Source organism: Streptomyces sp. R35 (assembly GCF_041053035.1).
Taxonomy (GTDB): domain Bacteria; phylum Actinomycetota; class Actinomycetes; order Streptomycetales; family Streptomycetaceae; genus Streptomyces; species Streptomyces lutosisoli.
The window spans coordinates 1,510,067-1,529,864 of the sequence record NZ_CP163440.1; the positions used below are offsets into that span (position 1 = coordinate 1,510,067).

A 19,798-nucleotide genomic window follows, 5' to 3' on the forward strand; every position below is an offset into this window, starting at 1 on the left:
GCGTCCGGACGAGGACGCCCCGGGTCATCCCTGAGATGTAGGCGAGCGAGGTATGCGGAGGCCGGACAGGGGTCGGTAAGGAGGATGCCGTCGCGCGCGGACCTCGGCGAGAATGGGCCGGTGATGAGCGCGTCGGTGGCGGAGCGACTGCGGGGCGGGGCCCGGGTGTTGAGGCGCCCGCCCTGGGACGGGGGCGTGGCCCGGCCGCCCGAGCACCACCCGTCGCGCCACCCTCTGCGGGAAGCGGTACGGCTGTTGAGGCTCCAGACCGGCCCGCTGCCGCGGCCCACCCGTCGCGGCCTCGCCTTCGACGTCACTCTGACGCTGGTCCTCGGCATCACCCTGGTCCCATGGGCCGCGGTCCATGGGGCGGACCGGCTGCGCCACGCTCATGACGGCGTTGCCCCACTGGTCCCGACGGCCACCGGCAGCCTCGTCGCCGCGCTGGCCCTGGCGGTCATCGCCTCGGCCCCGCTGGTGTTCCGCCGCCGGTATCCGCTCGCGGTGCTGTGGATCGTCACGGGCGCGGCCGCCCTGACGCCGCACGACGCGCAGCGGATCGTCTTCTACCCCTGTGTCGTCGCCGCCTACAGCGCGGCGGCCTTCGGCCCCTACCGCGTCGCCACGCTGGCGAGCCTGCCGGTGACGGCGTTCACGGTCGGCACCGTCGGGGAGTCGGTCGGCACCCTCGGGGACTCTGTGCCGCCCACGGTCCCCACCCAGTACGTCACGCTGCTGATCCTGGTCCCGCTGGTGGTGACGGCGAACGGGCTGCGCATATGGAAACTCCGGGCGGACGAGAGCCGGGAACGGATGTCGGCCCTGGAACGCGAGCGGGCCGAGGAACTGCGCCGCGCCGCCGAACGCGAACGCGCCCGCATCGCCCGCGAACTCCACGACGTCGTCACCCACAACGTCAGCGTGATGGTCATCCAGGCCGGCGCCGCCCGCAAGGTCATGGACATCGCGCCCGAGCAGGCCCGCGAGGCGCTGCTCGCCGTGGAGTCCGGCGGCCGGGCGGCGATGGCCGAACTGCGCCACGCCATGGGCCTGTTGACAATGGAAGCCGACGGCCCGGACCCGGCCGCCACCGCGGACCTCGCGCCCCAGCCGGGCCTGGACCAACTGGACTCCCTGGTCGGAAGAGTGCGCGGCTCCGGCGTACCCGTCGAGTTGACGGTCACCGGGTCACCCCGTGCCCTGCCGTCCGGGGTCGGCCTGGCGGCGTACCGGGTGGTGCAGGAGGCGTTGACCAACATCGTGAAGCACGCGGCCGGTTCGACGGCGACGGTGGCCGTGGAGTACGGCGCCGACCGGCTGCGGGTCGACATCTTGGACACCGGAGGCACCGCGGACGCCGCCGCGGCCACCGGAAACGGCCGCGGCCTGCTCGGCCTGCGCGAGCGGCTCGCCGTCTACGGCGGCACCCTGCACGCGGGACGGCGTCCCACCGGCGGCTACCGCGTGACCGCGCTGATCCCCCTGGAGACGGAGTGACCCCGGTGCACCACAGCGACCCTCTCGGAGGCCGAGCGGTGCCGGAGCGGCCGCTGCGCGTGGTGGTCGCCGACGACCAGACGCTGGCCCGTACCGGCTTCCGGATGATCCTCACCGCCGACGGCATCGATGTGGTCGCCGAGGCGTCCAACGGAGCCGAAGCCGTCGCCGCCGTCCGGCGGACCCGGCCCGACGTCGTCCTGATGGACATCCGGATGCCGGAGCTGGACGGCCTGGAGGCGACCCGCCGCGTCCTGGACGGCGCCCCCGACGCACCGCGCGTGATCATCCTGACCACGTTCGACCTCGACGACCTCGTCTACGCGGCGCTGTCCGCCGGAGCCAGCGGATTCCTCCTCAAGGACGTCACGCCCGAACACCTGGTCTCCGCCGTCCGTATGGTCCGCACCGGCGACGCGCTGCTGGCGCCGGCCATCACCCGCCGCCTGGTCGAGAGGTACGCCCGCCGCGGCCCCGGAGCCGCCGCGCTCCACCGCGACCTCGCCGCGCTGACCCCGCGCGAACTCGAAGTCCTGCGCCTGCTCGCCCAGGGCCTGAGCAACACCGAGCTCGCCGCCCGTCTCCACCTCGCCGAGACGACCGTCAAGACCCACGTCGCCCGCATCCTCGCCAAACTCGGCCTCCGCGACCGCGTCCAGGCGGTCGTCACCGCCTACGAAACGGGTCTCGTCACCCCGAGCGGACCGCTCCCCTCCGGGCGGCCGTGAGCGCGACTGCGTACTGGGTGAGGACCGCGACGAGGAGCACGTAGAACAGCATGATCAGGGCCTGGGTCATCAGGTCTCGGTGAACCGGCCGGAGTGGAATGACATGGCGTCGTCCATGGTGTCCGGCCCGTTCAGGACGAGCGCGAGCACCGCGAAGCCGGCCAGGTCGGCGACTGCGTCGAGCGCGCCGAAGCCGGTGATGAAGCGCAGGAAGGCACGGGTCAGCAGCACGGTGGGGCGGCGCGGCGGGTCCGGGTGCGGACGGTCGTACGCGAAGGCGAGCTGTGCCGCGTCGAAGCACAGGTTCTGTTCCAGGACCTGCGCGGGGAGCATCGGCAGGAAGGGCAGCAGCAGGCCTGCGGCGCGCTCCCGCCCGGGCGGCGCTGCCCCACCGCCGTCGCGGCGGTCTCAGGCGCCGAGGCCACGGATGCGATGCGCCGAACCCTGCCCGACGGGGTCGGTGGCGTCGGCGCGTTCGGCGCGGTCCCACAGCTGGCCGACCATGAGCCGTACGACCGTCACCACGTCCGGGTCGTCGACGAAGTAGGTCTGCCTCCGGCCCTCGCGCCGGGACCGCACGAGACCGGCGAGTTTCAGCTTGGTCAGGTGCTGGCTCACCGCGGGCAGTGCCCCGCCGACCCGCTCCGCGAGCCCGGTCACATCGCTCTCGCCCTGCGCCGGCGCCCAGACGATGTGCAGCCGCGCCGAGGACGCGAGCAGCCCGAAGGCCGCGGCCGCCTCCGCCAGCACCTCGGCGGACGGATCCTTCAAGCCGCCGGCCTCTGCCGCCACCGCTGCGTCCTCCCGTCCCGCCGGCCGGCCGTCCCGTATGAATCGCCCCAGTCCAGGGCGCCACCGACGGTGCCCCCGAGGGCCGTCCCGGCGCCGTGCGCCCAGTGGAACGGGGCGCCTCCGGCCGGAGGCCGAGCGGGTGTCGGCTCGATCGCGGCCATCGCCGACGTGGCTCCCGGGCGTCACTGTCAGTGCTGTGGTGCACACTCGCGATCAATTGCTTTACGCCTGGGGAGGACGCCGTGTTCACGGGGATCGACGAGGTCGACTGGGCCTCGATGCAGCATGCCTACGGAAGCGCCGAGGACGTGCCGGGGATACTGCGGGCACTGGCCTCGCCGTGCCCCCAGGAGCGGGAGACCGCACTCGACGGGATGTACGGGGCGGTGCACCACCAGGGCGATGTGTACGACTCGACGCTCGCGTGCATCCCGTTCCTGTTCGCGCTCGTCACGCACGCCGAACTCCCCGACCGGTGCGGCATCGTGGAGTTGCTCGTCAGCATCGGCGGAGGGGACGCGGACGGCTTCGACCTCGACGAGGACGACATCTCGCTCGACGCCGGTGAGGAGGACCGCCACGACAACTACGCGATGGCGCGGACCGCGATACGGGCGGGCGCCGCGGTCTTCGTCGAGCTGGTCGCGGACCGGGACCCGGAGGTACGCCGGGCAGTGCCTCGCGCGCTCGTGCGGTTTCTGGACGAACCGGCTCGCGTGCTCGGCCTGTTGAGGCAGCGACTCGACGACGAGCGGGAGGGTGGCGTCCGGCTGGCACTGGCCGAGGGCCTCGGACTGTTCGCACGGCTGCACACCGAGTCCGCCGGTCCGGCGGTGGACTGCCTGATGGCGCTCAGTGCCGCCCCGAACGACCCGGGGCTGAGGCTCGCCGCGCTCGGTCAACTCGCGGGCTGCGCACCCGATCGCCTGCCCGCCGACCTCGTCCCCACCGTCGTCGCCCTGCTCCGGGCCCGCTCACAGCGCCCCCGGGTGCCGGCCGAGCCCGAACGGCCCGACACCGACACCCTCATCAGCCATCTGCGCCGCCTGCGGCCCGCGGACGAAGAGGGCTCCCAGCTGCTGCGGACGCTGCACTCGGCGCTCGATGCCCGCACCACCGACCGGATCGCCCTGCTCAAGGGGCAGTTGACCAGCGCCGATCCGGCCGACCGGTGCAATGCCGTGTGGATGTCCGCGGGGCTGTTCCGTGAATGGCGCGCCGACTACGGGGAACCGGTCGCGCTGATCGGCGAGCAACTCGCCTCGGACGAGGAGCGGTTGCGCGATGCCGCGGTATCCGTCCTGGAGTCCCTGTTCACGCTGGCGGTCCCGGCCGCCGACCGCCTCGCCACCCTTGTCGAGGCGGCCCCGGAGTCCTGGGGATGCGGGACGACGACTCTGGGCCGCCCGCTGAAGGCCTTGGCGCGATCCGGGGATCCCCGGGCGGTACCGGCGCTCGCACGGGTGCTGGCCCAACCCGTCATTCCGAACGACATCGGCTACACGGTCGAGTACCTGGGCCCGGCGGCCGAACAGCTGGCCCCCCTGCTGCGGGAGCGGCTCGGCGACGTCCCCCTCGACTCCCCGGAAACGTACAACCGGGCCGCCCCGCTGCTGTCCGCCCTCGGCAGGCTGCGGTACGGCGCCGCCGTACCGGAAGTGCTGCGGCTGCTGCACGGCATGCCGCGCGATCTGCGGTTCCGGGACTCGCTCGTGGAGGCGCTCGCCAGAACGCTCGGGACGTTCGGGACGGACGCTCGTGAGGCGATACCGGCGCTGCGCGAGCTGCTGGACGGCGAGCGCGCCGTCACGGCGGCCACCGCGCTCTGGTCGGTGACAGGAGACGTGGAGGCCGTACTTCCGCCGCTGTTGGGGGAGTTGACCGCGGAGGAGGCGGGTCATCCACGGATGGCCGCCGAAGCCCTGGGCCGCCTGGGACCGTTGGCCGCCCCCGCACTCCCGGAACTGCGCCGCCTGGCCGAATCCGCCGAGGTGTGGGAGCGGACGGCTGCCGCGTGCGCGCTGTGGGACATCGACGGGGATCCCGAACCCGTCCTTCCGGCGCTCCGCTCCGCCTGGCGGCAGAACGCGTACACCCGAGGCACGATCGCCGCGTGCCTGCTCCGGATGGGCACCGCGGCAGCGCCCGCCCACGATCTGGTCCACGCTGAACTCGCCGCACCACGTCGGCACCGGGCTCGGCGTTCCGGCGGCTACGGCAGCCACGACATCCTTGAGGACGAACGACTCCTGCACACCTGCCGCGCGGCACTGGACGCCATATAGCGTGCACGGCTCCGGGCCCCGCCGACCGCCCCGCGCACGGACTGGGGATCACTCGCAGCTCGCGACGGCGCACGGTCGGCGCACGTGTGCGCGGGCGGACGGAGACACGTCCGCGCGTCCGGTGGACGGTGCCACGGAAGCGCGGACGTGGTGCGGCACAGCGCGGGCCGACGCTCAGTTGTGCCGCACGGGAAGGGCCGGGTACCCGCCTCGTCCGAGTGCCCGCCTCATCCGGGTGCCCGCCTCATCCGGGTGCCCGCCTTCGTCCCGTGCGCCGGCCCTTCGCGCCTGCCCTCCGCGGCGGCCCTCCGCGGCGGCCCTCCGTGACCCGGGCGGCCGGGTCGGCGGCCGGGCCGTCGGAGTGGGCGAGGCCGTCGCGGAGGCTTCTCCGGTGTGGGGCTACTCCGGTGTCGGGCTTCTCCCCTGCCGGCCATCAGCATGGCGCCCTGCGGCCGGTCCCGGCACGGGCCGACCGGCCCAGCCGAGGGCCCGGTCGGCCCTGAGGCGAGGTCCAGACGGTGCGCGACGCACCGCCGGCCCGCAGCCCGCTCAGCTCGTCTTCCGCCCCCACAGGGGTCCGATCCGCTCCCACTCCTGGTCCCACTGCTCCATGCGCCGGCGTTCCAGACGGCCACGGACGAGCCGCCCGCACACGAAGGGCACGCCCGCCGCGCTCACGCCCACCAGGACGCCGACGAGGGAGGCCCGCAGTCTGGCCTGGGACGCGGTGGCGGGCCTGGTGACCAGGCGGCCGTCCGGGTCGGTCCAGACGGTCACCGAGGTGCCCGCGACGGTGCCGGCGAACACCCGCGCCTGGCCCGCGCGCGGAGAGCCGTCCGCCGCGGTCCAGCGCACCTTCGCCCAGACGAGGTCACCGGCGGATTCCGTGGCGCCCTCATCCGGCGCGTCCTCGGTGAGCAGGGCCGCGACGGAACGCCACTCGGCGCGCTCCTGGGCGAGACCGTGCTCCACGGCCTGCGTGGCCGCGAGGCCCGTGAACACGCCGCCGAGCACCGTGACCGCCCAGGCGACGAGCACGACCCAGGCCTCCAGGGCATCGCTGCGCCGCCGTAGCGGGTTGCGCCGCCACCGCCACAGCCACACCTTCGGACCACGGAATGCCGCCATCAATGGCATCCTCCTCACAACCGCACGGATCTGCCACATCTCCCTCCCATACGCGCTCGGCCCCTCCGATGCTCAGCCGAGTCCCCCGGCTCGTCCGCACCCGGTGTCCCGGCACCCCGCGCCGCCGCTCGGCGGTGACCGCCCGTGAATCCCGGCCAAGCATCGACACCACCGGACTGACCTGCGGAGATGCCGCGTCCAGAGGTGACTGTCAGTGGCGAGGTGCAGACTGGCCCGTGTCTGAGACAACGACGTCGCGGAGGTGGCCGACATGGCCGACGTACTGCTCACCGTGGGCACTCGTAAGGGGCTCTTCATCGGACGCCGACGCGGCGGCACCTGGGAGTTCGACGAGAGTCCGTACTTCAACGCGCAGGCCGTGTACTCGGTCGCGATCGACACCAGGGGCCAGAACACGCGGCTGCTGGTTGGAGGGGACAGCGCGCACTGGGGCCCGTCCGTCTTCCACTCCGACGACCTGGGCCGGACGTGGACCGAGCCGGCCAAGGCCGCCGTCAAGTTCCCCAAGGACACGGGCGCTTCGCTGGAGCGGGTGTGGCAGTTGCACCCGGCGGCCGCCGAACCGGACGTCGTGTACGCGGGCACGGAGCCGGCCGCGCTGTACCGCTCGGAGGACCGGGGCGAGTCCTTCGAGCTGGTCCGTCCACTCTGGGAGCACCCGACTCGCTCGAAGTGGGTACCGGGCGGCGGCGGGGAGGGACTGCACACCATCCTCACCGACCAGCGCGACCCACGAGCCGTGACGGTCGCCGTCTCCACGGCCGGGGTGTTCCGCACCAAGGACGGCGGCGCGAGCTGGGCGCCCTCCAACTCCGGTGTCTCCGCGGTGTTCCTTCCTGATCCGAACCCGGAGTTCGGCCAGTGCGTGCACAAGATCGCGCAGGACGCGGCGACTCCGGACCGGCTGTATCTGCAGAACCACTGGGGGGTGTACCGCAGCGACGACGCGGGCGGGCACTGGACCGACATCGGCGCGGGCCTGCCGTCCACCTTCGGGTTCGCGGCAGCCACGCATCCGCACCGCGGCGACACGGCGTACGTCTTCCCGATCAACGCCGACGAGGACCGCGTCCCGGCCGACCGGCGCTGTCGTGTCTTCCGCACGGCGGACGCGGGCAAGAGCTGGGAGCCGCTGACGGCCGGACTGCCCACCGAGGACCACTACGGCACGGTCCTGCGCGACGCGCTCTGCACCGACGGCGCGGACCCGGCGGGCGTGTACTTCGGCAACCGCAACGGCGAGGTGTACGCGTCGGCCGACGACGGCGACAGCTGGCGGCAGTTGGCCTCGCACCTGCCGGATGTGCTCTGCGTACGCGCCGCGGTCGTCGCCTGAGGCCCGGAAGATCCCACCCACACCCTTCGGGAGGCTCCACCGGACGATGAAGACGCGCACCTTGTCTCGCGGGTACCCGGTTCGTCAACGGACCGGTCATCCTCGGTCGTCCGACGGCCACCGGTTGATCTCCGCCGCGTGTACGGCAGTAGGGTGACGCCCGTGGCACCACGACCGTTGCATGAAATCGTCGAACCGGGCTGGGCGAAAGCCCTGGAACCCGTGGCCGGACGGATCGCCGAGATGGGCGACTTCCTGCGCGCGGAGATCGCCGCGGGACGCACCTATCTCCCGGCGGGGGCGAATGTCCTGCGCGCCTTCCAACAGCCCTTCGACGACGTCCGCGTCCTGATTGTCGGCCAGGACCCCTACCCGACCCCGGGGCACGCGGTGGGGCTGTCGTTCTCGGTCGCGCCGGATGTGCGTCCGCTGCCCGGCAGCCTGATCAACATCTACCGCGAGCTCAACACCGACCTGGGGCTGCCCCAGCCGTCCAACGGCGACCTCACCCCGTGGACCGGGCAGGGCGTGCTGTTGCTCAACAGGGCGCTCACCACGGCCCCGCGCAGCCCCGCGGCGCACCGCGGCAAGGGCTGGGAAGAGGTCACCGAACAGGCGATACGGGCGCTGGCGGCGCGGGGGCGTCCGCTGGTGTCGATCCTGTGGGGGCGCGATGCCCGCAATCTGCGGCCCCTGCTGGGCGACCTGCCGTCGGTCGAGTCCGCGCACCCCTCCCCGATGTCGGCGGACCGCGGTTTCTTCGGCTCCCGCCCGTTCAGCCGGGCCAACGACCTGCTGGCCAGGCAGGGAGCACAGCCGGTGGACTGGCGTCTGCCGTGACGCACCCCGGCGGGCACACCGGTGTGCTGGCCGTGGACTCGGGGGGTTCGGGGCTGCGCGCGGTGCTCGCGGTCCCCGGCGACCACGAGGGGGCCCGCCCGGGTCCGTTGGCCTCCGGGGAACCGGTCCGTACGGGCCCGCGCGGCATCGACGCCGGGCACCTGCTGGAGCAACTGCTTCCGATGGCCCGGCAGTTGATGACCGAGTGCGGGGTGGACACGCTCCGTGCGGTCGCCGTCGGAGCCGCCGGCCTGGCCACACTGGGCGACGAACTGCGCGCCGCGCTGCCGTCGGCGCTGGAGCGGGAACTGGGCGTACGGCGGCTCGCGTTGGCCGCCGACGCGGTCACCGCGTACACGGGTGCGCTCGGACCACGGCCGGGCGCGGTCCTCGCCGCGGGCACCGGCATGATCGCGGTGGGCACGGACCTGGTGAGCTGGCGCAGGGCGGACGGCTGGGGTCATCTCCTCGGCGACTGCGGCGGCGGGGCGTGGATCGGTCGCGCCGGGCTCGAAGCGGCCGTACGGGCCTTCGACGGACGCCCCGGCGGATCGTCGGCGCTGCTGGCGCGGGCGGAGGAGATGTTCGGCCCGGTGCCGACCCTGCCGGGCAAGCTGTATCCGCGCACGGACCGTCCCGCCGTACTCGCCTCCTTCGCACCGGAGGTGGCCGCCTGCGCCGCGAGCGACCCGGTGGCGTCGGGCGTCCTGCGCACGGCCGCCCGGTACATGGCCGAGTCGGCGGCCGCGGTCTGCCCGGACACCGACGAGGCCCTGATCGCCTGCACCGGTGGCCTGTTCAAGATGGGGGACCCCCTCCTCGTACCGCTGCGGGAGGGGCTGGCGGAGCAACTGCCCCACGCCAGGCTGGTACCGCCCGCCGGCGACCCGCTGCACGGCGCCGTGCTCATCGCCGTCGATCTGGCCGGAGACCGGCTCGCGCTCCCCTGCGACGAGCGGATGCTGTACGTGGTGACGGAGTAGGACATGACCAAAAAAGGGTGATTGATCCGCCCTGTCGGACACGTGAGGCCGGTGCCATGCCCGTCCCGGGCGTCGCCACATATCACAGGACAGGCAAGTGGGTTGGTACTGATCACTTCTGATCTGTATGTAACTCATCAGACAAAAGCGGACGGATACCGCTCACCTGCACCCTCCCCGAACAGGGGAGCCCAGGAAGCCAGTAACATGCGACGCCATGAGCTCCCCCACTGGGCCCGCGTCCGGCCTGCCAGTACGAATGCCGCGACCCCGCCAGCCCGGGCGGCACCGCCGTCCCGAGCCCCTGGCGGCTCCCGAGGGTGCGCCCGCGCTCGTCCTCGCGGTGCCGGGCCCGCCCAGCGCCGCCACGCGCAGCCTCGCCGAGGAGGTCGTGAGCATCGCGCGCTCCGAGCTGCCCGGCCTCGACGCCCGGATCGGGTACCTCGACGGGAATGACGAATTCCCGACGCTGCAGTCCGTGCTGACGCACGCCGCCGAGGAGCGTGTCGCACGCTTCGAGCAGGCCCGCGCCGCCGGTGCTGACGTGACCGAGCCCGACGGCCCCGTCGCCGTCGTGGTGCCGCTGCTCGCCAGCCCGGACAACGCGCTGCTGCGCCGGATCCGCCAGGCCGTCATGGACAGCCGTGTCGCGGCCGATCTGACCGATGTGCTCGGCCCGCACCCGCTGCTCGCCGAGGCGCTGCACGTGCGCCTGTCGGAGGCGGGCCTGGCCCGTGCCGACCGCGCCCGGCTGTTCACCGTGGCGACCGCCGCGGACGGCATCATCCTGGCCTCCGTGGGCGGCGAGGAGGCCGTGCAGGCCGCCGGGATCACCGGCATGCTGCTCGCCGCGCGGCTCGCCGTGCCGGTGATGGCGGCGGCGCTCGACGAGGAGGGCGCGATCGCGGCCACCGCCGAGCAGTTGCGCGGCTCGGGCTCCCAGCAGCTGGCGCTCGCGCCGTATCTGATCGGTCCCGAGCTCGACGCGGGTCTGCTCGACGCGGCCGCCAAGGAGGCGGGCTGCTCCGCCGCCGAGGCGCTCGGCCCGTACCCGGCGATCGGCAAGCTCGCGCTGGCCAAGTACACGACGGCGCTGGGTATCGCCCCGCAGCAGCCGCAGGGCGCGCCGATCCACTAGCCGTCCGGTTCGCCGGTACCACCCGTACGACCAGATCAACCCGTACGACCAGTACACGGGAAAGGGCCCGCTCCTCGCGCAGGAGCGGGCCCTTTCCCGTGCGCACGCACATGCGCGCCTACGGGCGCACGACGCGAGGTCAGCCGAAGACCACGCAGGACGCCGCCGGAGCCTGCACCGAACCGCCGCGGCGCGGCACACCCGTGTCCGGGTCGACCACGAACCAGGTGACGTCGCCGGAGCGCTCGTTCGCGGCGTACAGGAAGCGGCCCGAGGGGTCGATGGCCAGCGCACGGGGCCAGGTGCCGCCGCAGGGCACGGTGGCGACCAGCCGCAGCCCCTCTCCGACCGCGTCGGGCGTGAGCACGGAGACGACGTCCTGGCCGCGGGTGGCGGTCCACACGAAGCGCCCGTCGGGCGACACGACGATGCCCGACGGGTACGCGTCACCGTCCGGGACGCCCGACAGCACCGGCGTCTCGCCGACGGGCCGCAGCGAGCCTTCGGCGGTGTCCCAGCGGCAGACGGTGATAGTGGGGGCGAGTTCGTTGAGGACGTACGCGTGTTCGCCGCGCGGATGGAAGACGAGGTGGCGGGGTCCTGAGCCGGGGCGCAGGGCGATCTCGCGGTGCAGCGTGAGCGTTCCGCCGTCCAGCGCGCACACCCGTACGGAGTCCGTGCCGAGGTCGACGCTCACCGCCCACCTGCCGCTCGGGTCGGACTGCACCTGGTGAGCGTGCGGGCCCTGCTGGCGCGGGGTGTGCGGGCCCGAGCCGGTGTGCTGGAGCACGCTGGAGGCGGCGCTCGCGAGGCCGCCGCCGGGGCGAACGGGTACCGCGGTGACGCTGCCGGAGCCGTAGTTGGCGGTCAGGACGTGTCCGGCGAACAGGCCGAGGTGCGTGGGACCGCTGCCGCCGACCGGCACGGGCGGCCCGGTGAGTTCCGGTTTGTCGCCGTGCACGCGGAACGCGGCCACGGCGCCGTCGGCCGTCTCGCTGACCGCGTAGAGCATGTCCCGGTCGGCCGACAGGGCGAGATACGAGGGGTCGGGGACGCCGTCCACCGCGCTCAGGACGGTCAGCGCGCCGCTGCCCGGGTCCACGGCCGCGGTGAGGACGCCGAGGCCTCCCGCCGCCGTGAACGAGCCGATGAACGCCCGCTGTTGCCGCCTGCCGCCGTCTGCCACTGCTGACCCCTCTCGGTCCTGCGCCGTTCCGGGGCCGACGGTAGCAGTCGTAGATCGGCGGTCTAGACCAAGGCAGTGCCCCGCGCCCGTTCAAGGGCCTCCGGGTGGTGGACGTACGCGGGCCGCCGCTCCACGGCCTCGTACGTGCGGTGGAAGACGGGCGTGGCGCTGCCGGAGATGGGCGGCACGATCCACGACCAGTCCGCGCCGACCGGGCGGCCCTTGCGTTCCTCGCGGCCGAGGTGGGTGAGGAAGCGACGGGACTCGGTGTGGTGGTCGGTGACGGTGACACCCGCGCGGTCGAAGGAGTGCAGCACGGAGCGGTTGAGTTCGACGAGCGCGCGGTCCTTCCACAGGGAGCGGTCGGTGCGGGTGTCCAGGCCCAGACGGTCGGCGATGAACGGCAGAAGGTCGTAGCGGTCGGTGTCGGCGAGGTTGCGGGCGCCGATCTCCGTGCCCATGTACCAGCCGTTGAACGGGGCCGCCGGGTAGCAGATGCCACCGATCTCCAGGCACATGTTGGCGAGCGCGGGCACCGCGTGCCAGCGCAGTCCGAGCGCGCGCCACCAGGTGTACTCGGGGTGGGCGAGCTCCACTTCGAGCACCGCGTCGTCCGGCAACGCGAACCAGCGGAGCTTGTCGTCGGAGCCCTGGACCACCAACGGCAGTACGTCGAAGGGGGTGCCGGGGCCACCGGGCCAGCCGATCCGCTGGGCGAGCGAGGTGAGGCCCGCGTTGCGCGGGTCGCCGGTCACGCCGCCGTCCGGGCGTGCGTAGCCCGCGTACCGGATGAGCTGCTCGTTCCAGATCCTGGGGCCGGGGCGCCCCGGCTCGTCGGGCGCGAAGACCGTGATGAGCGCCCGGATCCGGCCATCGTGCGTCGCCTCCCGCAGATGGTCCGCCGAGCCCTCGGCGACCTCTTCCGCGTCCCGCACGTCCCTGCGGTCCCGCACGCACAGGGAGTGCCAGTACAGCCGCCCTATGCACCGGTTGGCGTTGCGCCATGCGACGCGCGCACCGAAGACGAGCTCTTCCCTGGCGTGCCGGTATGTCCCGGTGTCCGCGATCTCCCGGCGGGCGGCGGCGATCCGGCGGCCCGGGTCGCCGAGGCGTTCCTCGGTGTGGTGGAGGGTGAGGAACTCGGCAGCGGCGCGCAGGAGTTCGTGCGGCGTGGGATCGGGGCCGCGGGAGACGGCGTCGTGACGGGTTCGGGCGCCGGCGTCGAAACGACGGGGGATCAGCTGTCCCCTGAGGCCCGGGGTCTGTGGACCGGTGCCGGCGCCGACCTGCGCGTACGGCGCGCTCGGGGCCGTACCGTCTCCCCCGCGACGGGCCGGAACCCGGTCCAGCCACCCTCCCGGCCCACCGTCCCACGGTGCCGGGCACCCCGCGCTCCCGTCCTCCGCGAAGTGCTCCCCGTGTCCGGTTCTGCGAGGGAAGTCCCGCATGGTGCCACCCCCAAGCGGCTCCGCCCGCGGGCCGCTCCCGCACGGTCCGCGGGATCCGTGCGTCTGATAGCCGCGGGGTTACCCGGTCGGTGCGGTGATCCACCCTCTAGATGGCCGGTAAATGTGCCTCATTCCGGAGGTTGGTGTCCAAGTGCCGACGTCGGAGTCCCGGCCCGGAAAGCGTCGGACGCTCATGAGCCGCGTCCCGTCCCGGGGACGTCAGACGCCCGCGAGCCGCGAGCCGCGCAGGGGCGTGGCCAGCGCGACGAGAGCCCGCTCCAGGCCGTAGAGGTGGGCGAGTGCCTGCTCGGCGCCGGGGTGATGGCCCGGGGCGCCGTGCTGGGCCGTCAGGGCGCGTTCCGGCACCGCGCCGACCAGGGACTCCATCGCCGTCTCCACGCGTCGGCACGCGGCCGTGAGGCGGGCGTCGTGCGAGGCGTCCGGGTCGGCTGCGACGGCCGCGAGACCGCGTACCTCACGGGCGCAGTCGTCGAGGAGGGCGAGGATCTGGCGGGCGCGGGCCTTGCGGGCCCGCACCGGGTTGAGCGGATGCACCAGGGGCGCGAGCGCCATGCGTACGCGCCCCAGAAGTGCTTCGAGCTCTGCCGCGCGCGGCGCCGGGTCGGCGTGGGCGTCGCCCGCGAGCCTCCTGGCCGCCGTCGCGGTGCAGCCGTGCACCGCGTGCAGCGCCCGCTCGACCCACCGGTCGGTGACCGTGTGCGTGGTGATGGGCAGGATCAGCGCGACGGCGAGCGCGGCGCCGAGCGCGCCGACACCGGTCTCGGCGAGGCGGAGACCGAGCAGCCCGGGGTGCAGCACGCCGAGCAGTCCGTACAGCAGTCCCGCCATGACGGTGACGAAGAACATCATCCAGCTGTACGACGGCGCGGCCGTGTAGAAGATCCCGAAGACGCAGACCGCGACGAGCGCGGCGGTGGGTACCGGGGCGCCGTGCAGCGGTACGGCGATCAGGAGCCCGGCCACGATGCCGGTGACCGTGCCGACGACGCGCCGGAAGCCGCGGATGAGCGTCTCTCCGCGTGAGGCCGTGTTCACGAAGATCCACCAGGCGGTGCCGACGGCCCAGTACCAGCGGTCGTGCGAGAGCGCCTGGCCCGCCGAGAGGGCGAAGGCGCAGGCGGCCGTGGCCTGGAAGGCCTGACGCGTGGCGGGGCGCGCGAGCCCGCGCCCGTCCAGCGGCGCCGGCGCGGCGGGCGGCGGAGTGCGCCGCTCGATGCACCACGCGCCGAAGCGCACCCCCGAGGACGCCGCCAGCGACAGCGCGACGGCGGCGTACAGCTGCGGGAGCTGGCCGGGGACGGCGTGCAGGAACTGGGTGGTGAAGAACATCATGAACGCGAAGATGCCGAGGGCGTGGCCGCGCGGGCCCCAGCGGCGGGCGTACACCCCGCAGAAGATCACCGCGAGCCAGGTCGCGTCGCGCAGCGGCGGCATCCCGTGCAGGGCGGTCGCGAGCGCGAGGACCGGGAGGCCGGCCACCGGCAGCAGGGCGGTGGTGAGGGCCTGGCCGCGCACGGTCGTGTCACCGACCGTGAACAGTGCGAGGAGCGCCGCGAGCCCGCCCGTGATGGACGCGGACAGCGAGAGCCCGGCCAGCTCGGACAGAGTCACCGCGAGGCCTATGCCGAGGACCGCCCGCAGCGAGACCCGCAGCCGGAACAGTCCCGGATCCGGAGCCATGAACATCTTCTTCACCGTCGGCGGCCCGCCCCCACTACGCATCGACACTTTCAAGACATGGGAAAGGCGCCGCGGGTCCGGTACGGCGTCCTTGCCGTCCGGCGCTGCGCAGCGCCATCAATACAGACAAGGTAAGCAACAGCCAGGAACTGGTTCAACCGGCTCGGTTTCGACTGAGCCATTGGTACAGTTTGAGGCGAACGCCGCAGACAGCAAGGAGGCCAACGGACTATGGCCGTGGACGAGCTTGACACCCGCATTCTGCGGCTGCTTCTGGAGCAGCCGCGCACCAGTGTGCGCGAGTACGCCCGCATGCTCGGGGTCGCCCGTGGCACGCTCCAGGCTCGCCTCGACCGGCTGGAGCGGGACGGAGTGATCACCGGTACGGGCCCGTCCCTGTCCCCCGCCGCGCTCGGCCACCCCGTCCTGGCCTTCGTGCACATCGAGGTCACGCAGGGCCATCTCGACGACGTGGGCGACGCGCTGGCCGCCGTGCCGGAGATCATCGAGGTGTTCTCGATCACGGGCGGCGGTGATCTGCTCACCCGGGTCGTGGCGCGCGACAACGGACACCTGGAGGACGTGATCCAGACGCTGATCAGCCTGCCGGGTGTCGTCCGCACCCGCACGGAGGTGGCGCTGCGCGAACGTGTCCCGCAGCGGCTGCTGCCGCTGGTGGAGTCGATCGGGCGCGCGGCCAAGGGCTGATCCGCACGCGTGCGAGGAGCCGGCCCCTTGGCATCCTGGACCCCATGAGCACTCTCGGCGGCACTTCGGTCATCTTCGATCTCGACGGAACGCTCGTGGACAGCGAACCGAACTACTTCGAAGCGGGGCGGCAGACGCTCGCCGGGCAGGGCATCACCGACTTCACCTGGGCCGACCACGAGCGGTACGTCGGCATCAGCACCCAGGAGACGCTCTCGCTCTGGAAGGAGCGCTACGGCCTGTCCGCCCCGCTCGACACCCTGCTCGCCGAAAAGAACCGCCGCTATCTGGAGCTGGCCCGCGCCGCCACGCATGTGTACCCGGAGATGCGGAAGTTCGTGGAGCTGCTGGCGGCCGAGGGCGTCCCGATGGCCGTCGCCTCGGGGTCCTCGCCGGAGGCCATCGAGGCGATCCTGGCGGGCTCGGGCCTCGCCTCCCACCTGACGACCGTCGTCTCGGCCGACGAGGTCGCACACGGCAAGCCCGCCCCCGATGTCTTCCTGGAGGCGGCGCGCCGTCTGGGTGCCGCCCCGGCGGACTGCGTGGTCATGGAGGACGCCGCGCCGGGCGCCGCCGCCGCGCACGCGGCCGGGATGCGCTGCATCGCGATCCCGTATGTCGCCGCACATGCCGACGACCCGGCCTTCGCGACGGCCGGGCTGCTGCTGCGCGGCGGCCAGGCCGACTTCACGGCGCGGTCCGCGTACGACTGGCTCGCGGAGTCCACTCCGGCATCCTGAACTTCCACAACTTCCGGGGAAGGGAGGGCACATGGGTTCTGCCGCCGTACTCGTCGCCCATCGCGGGGAGATCGCCGTACGGGTGCTGCGCGCCGCCTCCGAACTCGGGCTGCGCACGGTCGCGGTGTACACGGACGGCGACGACCAGCATGCCGGGCGGGCCGACGACGCCGTGCCGTTGCGGGACTACCTCGACGCGGACGCGGTGGTGGCGGCCGCGCGGAAGACCGGGTGCGCGTTCCTGCACCCCGGGTACGGGTTCCTGAGCGAGGACGCCGCCTTCGCGCGGCGCTGCGCGGCGGCCGGCGTCACTTTCGTGGGCCCCTCCCCCGATGTCCTGGACCTGTTCGGCGACAAGGCACGCGCGCGTGCCCTCGCCGCTTCGCTGGGAGTGCCGGTCCTGCCCGGATCGGACGGCGCCACCACGCTCGAAGGGGCGCGGGATTTCCTCGCCGGCGGTCCCGTGATGATCAAGGCGGTCGGCGGGGGCGGCGGTCGCGGTATGCGGGCGGTGCGCTCCGTCGGGGAGCTGGCGGAGGCGTGGGAGCGGTGCCGCTCGGAGGCCCGGCACAGCTTCGGGCGCGACGAGTTGTACGTGGAACGGCTGCTGGAGGGTGCCCGGCACATCGAGGTGCAGATCGTCGGCGACGCCATCGGCGCCGTCACACACCTCTGGGAGCGGGACTGCAGCGCCCAGCGCCGCCATCAGAAGCTGATCGAGATCGCGCCCGCTCCCGAACTGGCCGCCGCCACAAGGGAGAAGCTTCATTCCGCCGCCCTGCGGATGGCTCACGCCACGCGCTGCACAGGCCTGGTTACCTTCGAGTTCCTCGTGCGGGAACCACTCGTGCGAGAACAACGTGACGACCAGGAACAGGACGACGCGTTCCACTTCATCGAGGCCAATCCCCGGCTCCAGGTGGAGCACACGGTCACCGAGGAGGTGACGGGCGTCGACCTGGTCGCCGTACAACTGCGGCTGGCCACGGGCGAGACGCTGGAGGCGCTGGGGCTCGCGGGGCCCCCGGCCGAGCCCCGTGGGTTCGCCGTCCAGGCCCGGGTCAACGCCGAGGTCACGTCCGCCGACGGCACGGTGCGGCCGTCGGCCGGGCGGCTTACGCGGTTCGACGTGCCGACGGGGCCGGGCGTGCGGGTCGACACAGCGGTGCGGGCCGGCGCCCCGGTGGACCTCCGCTACGACTCGTTGCTCGCCAAGGTGATCGCCCATGTGCCGCACGGCGTCGACGCCGCGTGCGACCGGGCCCGGCGGGCGCTCGGCGAGTTCGAGGTCGAGGGCGTGCGGACCGGAATTCCCTTGCTGCGGGCGGTTCTTGACCGACCGGGGTTCTGGCGGCACACCGGATTCGTCGAGGAGCACCTGGCCGAGCTTCTGCCCGCTGAGGAGGAAGCGGATCCGGTGGACACGGACGGGACGGTGCACGCGCCGATGAGCGGCACGGTCGTCTCGGTCGCCGTCGCTCCGGGTGAACCGGTGCGGGCCGGCCAGCAGTTGCTGGTCCTGGAGGCCATGAAGATGGAGCACGTCGTACGGGCTCCGGGCGCCGGTGTCGTCCGCGCGCTGCACGTGCGCGTGGGCGAGACGGTCGGCGAAGGGCGTCCTCTGGTGGCACTGGACGAGCTGACCGGCGCGACCGCCGGGTCGGACGCCGACACGACCCCGGACCTGAACGCCGTACGCCCCGATCTGGCCGAGGCGGTGCGCCGCCACGCCCTCGGCCTGGACGAGAACCGTCCCGAGGCCGTCGCGAAACGTCATGCGATCAGGCGTCGCACCGCCCGTGAGAACATCCAGGACCTGTGCGACGAGGGAACCTTCACCGAGTTCGGGGCCCTGGCGATCGCCGCCCAGCGCCAGCGGCGCTCGCTGGACGACCTGATCCGTTCGACGCCGGCCGACGGGATGATCACCGGGACCGGGCGCGTGGGCGGCGGGCCGTGCGTGGCGATGTCGTACGACTACACGGTGCTCGCGGGCACACAAGGGCTGCAGAACCACCGCAAGACCGACCGGATGCTGGCACTCGCGGAGGAACGGCGGCTGCCGGTCGTGCTGTTCGCGGAGGGGGGCGGTGGCCGCCCCGGGGACACGGACACCACCTCCGTCGCCGGACTGGACGTGACGACCTTCCACCGGATGGGACGGCTGAGCGGCCTGGTACCGCTCGTCGGCATCGCCTCGGGACGGTGCTTCGCGGGCAACGCGGCACTGCTCGGCTGCTGCGACGTCGTGATCGCGACGCCGGACGCCTCGATCGGCATGGGCGGCCCCGCGATGATCGAGGGCGGCGGCCTGGGCGTGTACCGCCCGGAGGAGGTCGGCCCGCTGTCGGTCCAAGTCCCCAACGGGGTGGTGGACCTGGCGGTGGCCGACGAGGCGGAGGCGGTGCAAGTGGCACGCCGGTACCTGTCGTACTTCCAAGGTGCACAGGCCAGTTGGGAGGCACCGGACCAGCGGCTGCTCCGGCATGTCGTCCCGGAGAACCGCCGACGCGTGTACGACATGCACGCGGCCGTCGAGGCGCTGGCGGACACCGGCTCGGTACTGGAGCTGCGCGGGGCCTTCGGCATCGGGGTGTTGACGTGCCTCGTCCGTATCGAAGGCCGCCCTCTTGGCCTCATCGCCAGCAATCCGGCCCACCTGGGCGGCGCCCTCGACCGCGACGCGGCGGACAAGACGGCCCGCTTCCTGCAACTCTGCGACGCCTTCGGACTCCCGGTCGTCTCGCTCTGCGACACCCCGGGTTTCATGGTCGGCCCGGACGCCGAACGCACCGCCACGGTACGGCACTTCGCCCGCCTCTTCGTGACCGGCGCGAACCTCCGCGTCCCCCTCGTCGGCCTCGTCCTGCGCAAGGCGTACGGGCTCGGCGCCATGGCCATGATGGGCGGCTCCACCCGCGCTCCCCTGGCCACCGCCGCCTGGCCGAGCGGCGAGTTCGGCGGCATGGACCTGGAGGGCGCGGTCCGCCTCGGCTACCGCAAGGAACTGGCGGCGATCACCGACCCCGGGGAACGCGAGCGCGCCTTCGAGACGCGCGTGGCCGAACTGTACGAGCACGGGAAGGCGGTCAACGCGGCGGCGGCACTGGAGATCGACGCGGTGATCGATCCGGCGGAGTCGCGTGCGTGGATCCTGGCGGCACTGGACGGCGGCCCGTCTCTCCCTGCGGAGCGCGGGCGCTCGTTCATCGACACATGGTGAGGCGCCTACGAGCACGCCCCTCCCGCTCACGGCCGCCGCTCAGG

Annotated in this window: 15 protein-coding genes and 1 pseudogene; 10 read left to right on the forward strand and 6 right to left on the reverse strand. The window is 73.2% G+C overall.

Annotated features, from left to right (window positions below; genetic code table 11):
• Window positions 1-84: 84 nt before the first annotated feature.
• The gene (locus tag AB5J50_RS07250) at window positions 85-1,497 is read left to right on the forward strand and encodes a sensor histidine kinase (protein WP_369256013.1); all 1,413 of its coding nucleotides are present in this window, start codon (window positions 85-87) and stop codon (window positions 1,495-1,497) included.
• A gap of 5 nt (window positions 1,498-1,502) precedes the next feature.
• Entirely contained in the window at window positions 1,503-2,225 is a 723-nt protein-coding gene (locus AB5J50_RS07255) for a response regulator (RefSeq protein WP_369265327.1), read from the forward strand.
• On the opposite strand, the pseudogene AB5J50_RS07260 reads toward AB5J50_RS07255, so the two are convergent.
• Both AB5J50_RS07260 and AB5J50_RS07265 read right to left on the reverse strand, forming a co-directional pair.
• Window positions 2,188-2,588, reverse strand: a pseudogene (locus AB5J50_RS07260) (cation transporting ATPase C-terminal domain-containing protein); the annotation flags it as partial. The gene AB5J50_RS07255 and the pseudogene AB5J50_RS07260 overlap by 38 nt on opposite strands.
• A 45-nt stretch (window positions 2,589-2,633) precedes the next feature.
• Window positions 2,634-3,017: an ArsR/SmtB family transcription factor gene (locus AB5J50_RS07265; RefSeq protein ID WP_369256015.1), complete on the reverse strand. Its 384-nt coding sequence runs from the start codon at window positions 3,015-3,017 to the stop codon at window positions 2,634-2,636.
• A 242-nt stretch (window positions 3,018-3,259) separates the two neighbouring features.
• On the opposite strand from AB5J50_RS07265, the gene AB5J50_RS07270 reads away from it, so the two are divergent.
• Window positions 3,260-5,302, forward strand: coding sequence for a HEAT repeat domain-containing protein (locus tag AB5J50_RS07270; protein WP_369256017.1), 2,043 nt, complete (start codon window positions 3,260-3,262; stop codon window positions 5,300-5,302).
• 549 nt (window positions 5,303-5,851) lie between these two features.
• On the opposite strand, the gene AB5J50_RS07275 is transcribed toward AB5J50_RS07270, so the two are convergent.
• Window positions 5,852-6,430 carry a hypothetical protein gene (locus AB5J50_RS07275; RefSeq protein ID WP_369256019.1) on the reverse strand — a complete coding sequence of 193 codons (579 nt, stop codon included), beginning with the start codon at window positions 6,428-6,430 and terminating at the stop codon, window positions 5,852-5,854.
• Between the two features lie 271 nt (window positions 6,431-6,701).
• On the opposite strand from AB5J50_RS07275, the gene AB5J50_RS07280 reads away from it, so the two are divergent.
• From AB5J50_RS07280 to AB5J50_RS07295, 4 genes are all read left to right on the forward strand, one after another.
• On the forward strand, window positions 6,702-7,787 hold the full coding sequence (locus AB5J50_RS07280) for a WD40/YVTN/BNR-like repeat-containing protein (RefSeq protein WP_369256021.1): 1,086 nt from the start codon (window positions 6,702-6,704) through the stop codon (window positions 7,785-7,787).
• Between the two features lie 162 nt (window positions 7,788-7,949).
• Window positions 7,950-8,627, forward strand: coding sequence for a uracil-DNA glycosylase (locus AB5J50_RS07285; protein ID WP_327426803.1), 678 nt, complete (start codon window positions 7,950-7,952; stop codon window positions 8,625-8,627).
• Entirely contained in the window at window positions 8,624-9,610 is a 987-nt protein-coding gene (locus AB5J50_RS07290) for an N-acetylglucosamine kinase (RefSeq protein WP_369256023.1), read from the forward strand. The genes AB5J50_RS07285 and AB5J50_RS07290 overlap by 4 nt, the downstream gene beginning before the upstream one ends.
• Before the next feature lie 217 nt (window positions 9,611-9,827).
• Window positions 9,828-10,748, forward strand: coding sequence for a hypothetical protein (locus tag AB5J50_RS07295; RefSeq protein ID WP_327426805.1), 921 nt, complete (start codon window positions 9,828-9,830; stop codon window positions 10,746-10,748).
• A 139-nt stretch (window positions 10,749-10,887) separates the two neighbouring features.
• Here AB5J50_RS07295 and AB5J50_RS07300 read toward each other — a convergent pair whose 3' ends face one another.
• The 3 genes from AB5J50_RS07300 to AB5J50_RS07310 all read right to left on the reverse strand — a co-directional run bounded on the left by AB5J50_RS07300 (window position 10,888) and on the right by AB5J50_RS07310 (window position 15,089).
• On the reverse strand, window positions 10,888-11,934 hold the full coding sequence (locus AB5J50_RS07300; protein ID WP_369256026.1) for a lactonase family protein: 1,047 nt from the start codon (window positions 11,932-11,934) through the stop codon (window positions 10,888-10,890).
• Between the two features lie 62 nt (window positions 11,935-11,996).
• Window positions 11,997-13,382, reverse strand: coding sequence for a nitric oxide synthase oxygenase (locus AB5J50_RS07305; RefSeq protein WP_369256028.1), 1,386 nt, complete (start codon window positions 13,380-13,382; stop codon window positions 11,997-11,999).
• A 219-nt stretch (window positions 13,383-13,601) separates the two neighbouring features.
• Window positions 13,602-15,089 carry an FUSC family protein gene (locus tag AB5J50_RS07310; RefSeq protein WP_369256030.1) on the reverse strand — a complete coding sequence of 496 codons (1,488 nt, stop codon included), beginning with the start codon at window positions 15,087-15,089 and terminating at the stop codon, window positions 13,602-13,604.
• Window positions 15,090-15,314: 225 nt separating this feature from the next.
• On the opposite strand from AB5J50_RS07310, the gene AB5J50_RS07315 reads away from it, so the two are divergent.
• Genes AB5J50_RS07315 through AB5J50_RS07325 form a run of 3 tightly spaced genes read left to right on the forward strand, consistent with a single transcriptional unit; the run spans window position 15,315 to window position 19,754 of the window.
• Window positions 15,315-15,791, forward strand: coding sequence for an Lrp/AsnC family transcriptional regulator (locus AB5J50_RS07315; protein ID WP_327426809.1), 477 nt, complete (start codon window positions 15,315-15,317; stop codon window positions 15,789-15,791).
• 44 nt (window positions 15,792-15,835) lie between these two features.
• Window positions 15,836-16,531, forward strand: coding sequence for an HAD family hydrolase (locus AB5J50_RS07320; protein WP_369256032.1), 696 nt, complete (start codon window positions 15,836-15,838; stop codon window positions 16,529-16,531).
• A gap of 31 nt (window positions 16,532-16,562) precedes the next feature.
• The gene (locus tag AB5J50_RS07325) at window positions 16,563-19,754 is read left to right on the forward strand and encodes a carboxyl transferase domain-containing protein (RefSeq protein WP_369256034.1); all 3,192 of its coding nucleotides are present in this window, start codon (window positions 16,563-16,565) and stop codon (window positions 19,752-19,754) included.
• Window positions 19,755-19,798: the final 44 nt, after the last annotated feature.

Coding starts and splice junctions, on each gene's coding strand:
- AB5J50_RS07250 (WP_369256013.1), top strand. CDS start 85: ATGCCGTCGCGCGCGGACCTCGGCGAGAATGGGCCGGTGATGAGCGCG.
- AB5J50_RS07275 (WP_369256019.1), bottom strand. CDS start 6,430: ATGGCGGCATTCCGTGGTCCGAAGGTGTGGCTGTGGCGGTGGCGGCGC.
- AB5J50_RS07280 (WP_369256021.1), top strand. CDS start 6,702: ATGGCCGACGTACTGCTCACCGTGGGCACTCGTAAGGGGCTCTTCATC.
- AB5J50_RS07295 (WP_327426805.1), top strand. CDS start 9,828: ATGAGCTCCCCCACTGGGCCCGCGTCCGGCCTGCCAGTACGAATGCCG.
- AB5J50_RS07305 (WP_369256028.1), bottom strand. CDS start 13,382: ATGCGGGACTTCCCTCGCAGAACCGGACACGGGGAGCACTTCGCGGAG.
- AB5J50_RS07310 (WP_369256030.1), bottom strand. CDS start 15,089: ATGTTCATGGCTCCGGATCCGGGACTGTTCCGGCTGCGGGTCTCGCTG.
- AB5J50_RS07315 (WP_327426809.1), top strand. CDS start 15,315: ATGGCCGTGGACGAGCTTGACACCCGCATTCTGCGGCTGCTTCTGGAG.
- AB5J50_RS07320 (WP_369256032.1), top strand. CDS start 15,836: ATGAGCACTCTCGGCGGCACTTCGGTCATCTTCGATCTCGACGGAACG.
- AB5J50_RS07325 (WP_369256034.1), top strand. CDS start 16,563: ATGGGTTCTGCCGCCGTACTCGTCGCCCATCGCGGGGAGATCGCCGTA.